General features: G+C 49.4%; 4 protein-coding genes. All 4 read right to left on the reverse strand.

Going from position 1 to position 4,746, the window contains the following annotated elements:
- The coding region (locus tag Q0991_RS16135; RefSeq protein WP_299490116.1) for an MFS transporter at positions 1-1,461 on the reverse strand (1,461 nt) is incomplete at its 3' end.
- The gene (gene recO / locus Q0991_RS16140) at positions 1,458-2,339 is read right to left on the reverse strand and encodes a DNA repair protein RecO (protein WP_299490118.1); all 882 of its coding nucleotides are present in this window, start codon (positions 2,337-2,339) and stop codon (positions 1,458-1,460) included. The genes recO and Q0991_RS16135, both read right to left, overlap by 4 nt.
- A gap of 100 nt (positions 2,340-2,439) precedes the next feature.
- Positions 2,440-3,138, reverse strand: coding sequence for a deoxyribose-phosphate aldolase (deoC, locus tag Q0991_RS16145; RefSeq protein ID WP_299490120.1), 699 nt, complete (start codon positions 3,136-3,138; stop codon positions 2,440-2,442).
- A gap of 115 nt (positions 3,139-3,253) precedes the next feature.
- Positions 3,254-4,213, reverse strand: a complete 960-nt coding sequence (locus Q0991_RS16150; RefSeq protein WP_299490122.1) for a TraB/GumN family protein — start codon at positions 4,211-4,213, stop codon at positions 3,254-3,256.
- Positions 4,214-4,746: the final 533 nt, after the last annotated feature.

Consider the following 4,746-nt stretch of genomic DNA (forward strand, 5'->3'; position numbering starts at 1 on the left):
TGAGGGGTTTGCATCATCTGATACAGATGAGCTGGTATCGGCAATATACCAGGATAAGAGCCCCCCGATCACAACAATCCCTGCCAACCCTAGTAAAACGGTTTGTAATCCGAAGAAGGTTTCGGCCAAGCCTGCTAGGGCTAAGGGCAAACTGAGGGCGATATTGCTGGCATTATTTTGCAGGCCAAACACCTTGCCCCGCATCTCTTCTGGCGTTTTTTCTTGGATCGTGGTTTGCATGGGAACGCCAATTAGGGCGGCAGCCGCTCCCAAGCCGACCATTAATATCAGAGAGATCCACAAGGATTGGGTGGTAAAGGCTAAGCCCCCTAGCATGGCAGCCATCCCCATGGACCCGTAGAAACTCAACCGATGTCGGGGCAACTTTTGGCCAATGGACCCGAGAACGGTGGCGCTAATCGCCATGCCAATCCCACCAGTCGCCAGCAAGAACCCAAACTGAGAGGTTTTAATGCCGGGCAAGATTTCTGCGAGTCGCACCACCAGAACGGCGAGGGCGGCAAACACAGAGAATAAAATCACCAATTGAATGAGGGCCGTGCGCACCCGTCGATGTTCATTTAGGTATTGCAGTCCCTCTTTGATATCAGCCCAGACGTGACTATCGCCCGTGGAACGATTGGCAGCCGTTTCTCCCGTTCGTAGAAATAGGAGTAGCAAACCTGCGATCTCATAGCTGCCCCCAACGACTAATTCTCGTCCAGCGTCCCAACCGAGATCGGAGAAATACCCGCCGACAATTTCCAATAAAGGCTCTCCTGCAGCAAACCCACCAATCAACGCCAAAAGCATCGTTAGGGTGTAGAGGGAGTTTGCACTTAACAAGTGAGGCTTCTCCACAATCAAGGGAATCGCCGATTGCTCTGCCGGCGCGAAAAATTGTGTGAGGGTAGAGACCAAGAACGTCACTCCCAATAACACCCAAAATCCCAAGGGAATCTGAAACCAACCCGGTTGCTGACCACAGGCCCACAGTAGGGGCGGGAGACTGAGGACTAGGGCACCTCGGAGACCATTAGTGAGGACTAAAACCCACTTTTTCGACCACCGATCCACATATACGCCAGCAATTGAGCCAAACAGTACGGCCGGAATGGTGAAGGCAATCATAATGGAGGACACCCACACGCTGACCGATTGGTCAGGAGCCTTAAATTGACTGGTAATCAGGGCAATAATCAATACCAAATAGACTTTGTCAGCCATTTGAGAGAAGACTTGGCCCAACCACATCAACGTAAAATTCTGATTGCGCAAGACAGGCCAATAGCCCTGCTCATCCGGCTCCTCAACGACTGGAGCTACAGTCACTTCAGGGGTGGGAGGGGGGGATATGGCAGTAGATTTAGAAGACGGGCCAGAGGATTTAGACGAACTCGGTTTACCCGCAGAACGGGGGGACGAGGTCAAGTTGCGTTTGGGGTCATGTACTTGGGTCATGAAGGCACGGAGGTGAGGTCGGGCAGAGTGGTAAAGCAGATATCAATGAGCGCAGCAGAGCGAATCGGACGATCAAAATAGGCTTCGGCATAGTGGCGAAGGACAGACTCCACGCCTTGCCAAACAGACAACGGATAAGCTGCTATCAGAGGAAACGGCAAGGGAGAAGTCGGTTGAATTTCAGCGGGGTTGAGGTCTTGGAGCAACGCCAGTTCTGGGGCCGATAGTTTGCCCTGCACCCGATGTTCTGTCGCGGCAGTATAGGTAGAAGCATGCTCTGCTGCTTTTTGAATGGCGGTATGGGGCCGAGGTAGTCCTGTCAGGGTCACGGCACCGCCTGCGCTAGCGCTGAATCCCACGCGCCAGGTCGGGTTAGTGATCGGGGGGTCTAAAGGTTCATGGGTCAAACAACAGGCATGGACTTGAGGCGCAATGCCTGCCCAAGCTAATAGTTGCAAGGTGCCGTGAATCAGGCAGCAAGGAATTTGCACGGGGGTCGCCCTTTGCAGCTGAGTCAGCTGTTGACACAATAAGTCCCATAGCTCTGTTTGAGGCTGTCCACTCAACGCTTGATAAAGCGTCAGCTCGGCCAGATATTGGCTGGTGGTCAGCTTCGCTAAGTTTTGGCTTAACCCAGGGTAGGATTCTAGGGTTTCAGCTTGGGCAATTTTATCGAGGGACCGTCCCTGCACCAGCATCAGATCATTCACGACAAATAAAGCGCTACGGCCACCCAATTTCGATTTGGGTTTGCGACATCCTGGCGCCACCGCCCGCACTAGACCCTGTTCACGGGTCAAAATGGTCAGCAGACGATCCGCTTCCCCAAGCGGCATACTTTTTAGGTTGATTCCTGTGGCTTTGTAGGTTCGACTCATGGCCTACCGGGCTCGATAAAACCTTTGACGGGAGTAAGTGGGCCTTGACGTTAGCTTGTCCTGATTCAAACATCCTGAGGTGGATATTACGAGAACAGAACTAGCCAGGTCCTGACGGTTCCGGGGACTCTATTTCAGCCATCGCCATCCGCACAAGGTCTACCCCTCGGGATGTTCCCAAACGGTTGGCTCCTGCAGAAATCAGCGCTAAGGCTTGCTCAAGGGTGCGAATTCCTCCTGAGGCTTTGATGCCCACGCGATCGCGAGCGACCGTTGCTAATAATCTTATATCAGCAGGGGTGGCTCCGCCGTGCCATCCTGTACTTGTTTTCAGAAAGTCAACGCCCGCATCCAGACTAACTTCTGCGGCTAATCGTTTTTCGGCATCGGTCAGTAAAGTGGTTTCCAGAATCGCTTTCACAGTTTGGCCAGTAGTCGCGCAAATCTTAGCGAGTTCTTGGTGAACAGCATCGATGCCTCCAGCTTTCAACCAACCGATATTAATAACAACATCTAGCTCTGTCGCCCCCTGATCTACAGCCTCTTGTGCCTCATAGAGTTTGACGGCAGATGTAGTCGCCCCACTGGGAAACCCAATGACGGTACAAACCTGTGGCGAATATTGATGGAGGCGGTTGACGGCGGTTTTAACATGAATTGGATAGACACAAACCGCCGGGAATTCAAACCGAATCGCTTGGTCACAGAGGGTTGCGATCGCATCCTCTGATGCCAGCGGCTCGAGAAGGGTGTGATCGATATAACGAGTGATATCGACATCCGCTACCGTTAGGGTCACGCCACACCTCAAAAAGCCCACAATACCTGAGGAAAGCCTTATAGCTTTCCTAATCCAATGTATCAAGATTATGGGTTAAGTGGGCTTTAACTGAACCATCATTCTGGATTCTGCATTAGAGGCGTGTCGGTTTATGACCTTTGGCTTGCAAAAGCTTGAGAACGCTGTCTTTTCCCACTAAATGTCCTGCCCCAACCACAATCAAATAGTCATCCTCTTTTTGTAGCAGAGGTTCAATGACGGTCATCCATTTGCGATTACGAGCCCCAAAAATTTGGTCTTCCAATTCTGGATAATCTTTAAAGCTTTTCAGCAGTAAAGCCTCTAACGTTTTGTCATCCCCAGACTTCCAAGAGGTGACCATCTCTTGAAACGAAGTTTCTAAAGTATCTAATTCATCAATTGTTTGGCGAATGTACTGCTCTTGATCCCCTTGGGAAAAACTATCAAAGAGATTGAATTGATCTTCAATCGTTTCCAACGCGAGGGTTTCTTTGCCATCTTTGACTGCTTTCTTGAAAAAGTACTGATCAACGCCATGTTCAGGATCAAACTCTAATCGTTGTAGCTTCAACGTGACTAAGGTCAAAGAAAAAAACCAAGGCTTGAAACCCGAAAAAGCCTCGATGGGCAATCCTATTTCTGATGCAGTGTTTTTGGCTAACTGATAGGTCTCCGGTGTAAGTCTGTCTTTGAGGGTTTTGCCGTCTTGAGCCGTCGCTTTCTCAAGGACAATGGATTGCGTTTTGCTAGACTCCAGTTCACCTAGATCGACCTCAAACACTAATTTTTCAGCATCCTCATAGGCGTCATTGATCTGTTGGGCTAAGGGATAATCTGATTTCTTCAATAGGTGAATTGAACCTAAGAGATAAACGGTATTCTTAGACGATTTAATTTGCCAGAGGAATGTTTTCTCAGGTTGCGGAGCTGGAGGCTGAGAAGTTTGTGGAGATGGCGCAGGGGAAAGAGAAGGGCTGGTCGGTTTGTCACCGCAAGCACTGACCAAGGTCAACAGAGTGATAACCGTGATTCGGGGCAAAATTTTCCGAATGACGCCATGAAATTTATGCATTAGATTCCCCACACAAATTGAAATGAACTGAGCGGATTGGCATCAGTTTCAGCAACGTTCAATCTAGCATTTCAAATATAGAAAGGCCGTGAATCCATGTATCGGTTATCCCTTGAGCCGCAATCAAGGTAGTGACTGGTGTCCAAAAACTTGGATTGAGCCCGAATCGCAGAGTTGGCTTGCCTAGATTAAAGCGTTGTAACCAAGGGACAATCTGTGAGTTCAAGGCTAACAGGCTTATATCACGCTGCTTTGAAGATATTTTGTCGCAACAAAAGGAATGTTACGCCTATGCGTAACTGCCGCCTTTTAATACAGGGTTTTGAAGCTTTTGCGGTGTACGATAGACATGCACCGCTTAAGATTTATTTTAGGTGATGGCGTCACCAAAGTGGTGCATTGGTTTATCGCACAAGCAGCCAATCCCCCAGTTGAATGATGAGTGAGCATTAAGAATGGATTATGAAAGCATGAAAGGGTTAGCCGGAGAGGTTGAACCCAAGTTAATGGCTATATTGGCTGAATTTAATCAG

It is taken from the genome of Acaryochloris sp. IP29b_bin.137 (assembly GCF_028285745.1).
In the GTDB taxonomy this organism is placed as follows: domain Bacteria; phylum Cyanobacteriota; class Cyanobacteriia; order Thermosynechococcales; family Thermosynechococcaceae; genus Acaryochloris.

What these genes read in the sequence shown, in the direction of transcription:
- recO (WP_299490118.1), bottom strand. Translation starts at nt 2,339, where the DNA reads ATGAGTCGAACCTACAAAGCCACAGGAATCAACCTAAAAAGTATGCCG.
- Q0991_RS16150 (WP_299490122.1), bottom strand. Translation starts at nt 4,213, where the DNA reads ATGCATAAATTTCATGGCGTCATTCGGAAAATTTTGCCCCGAATCACG.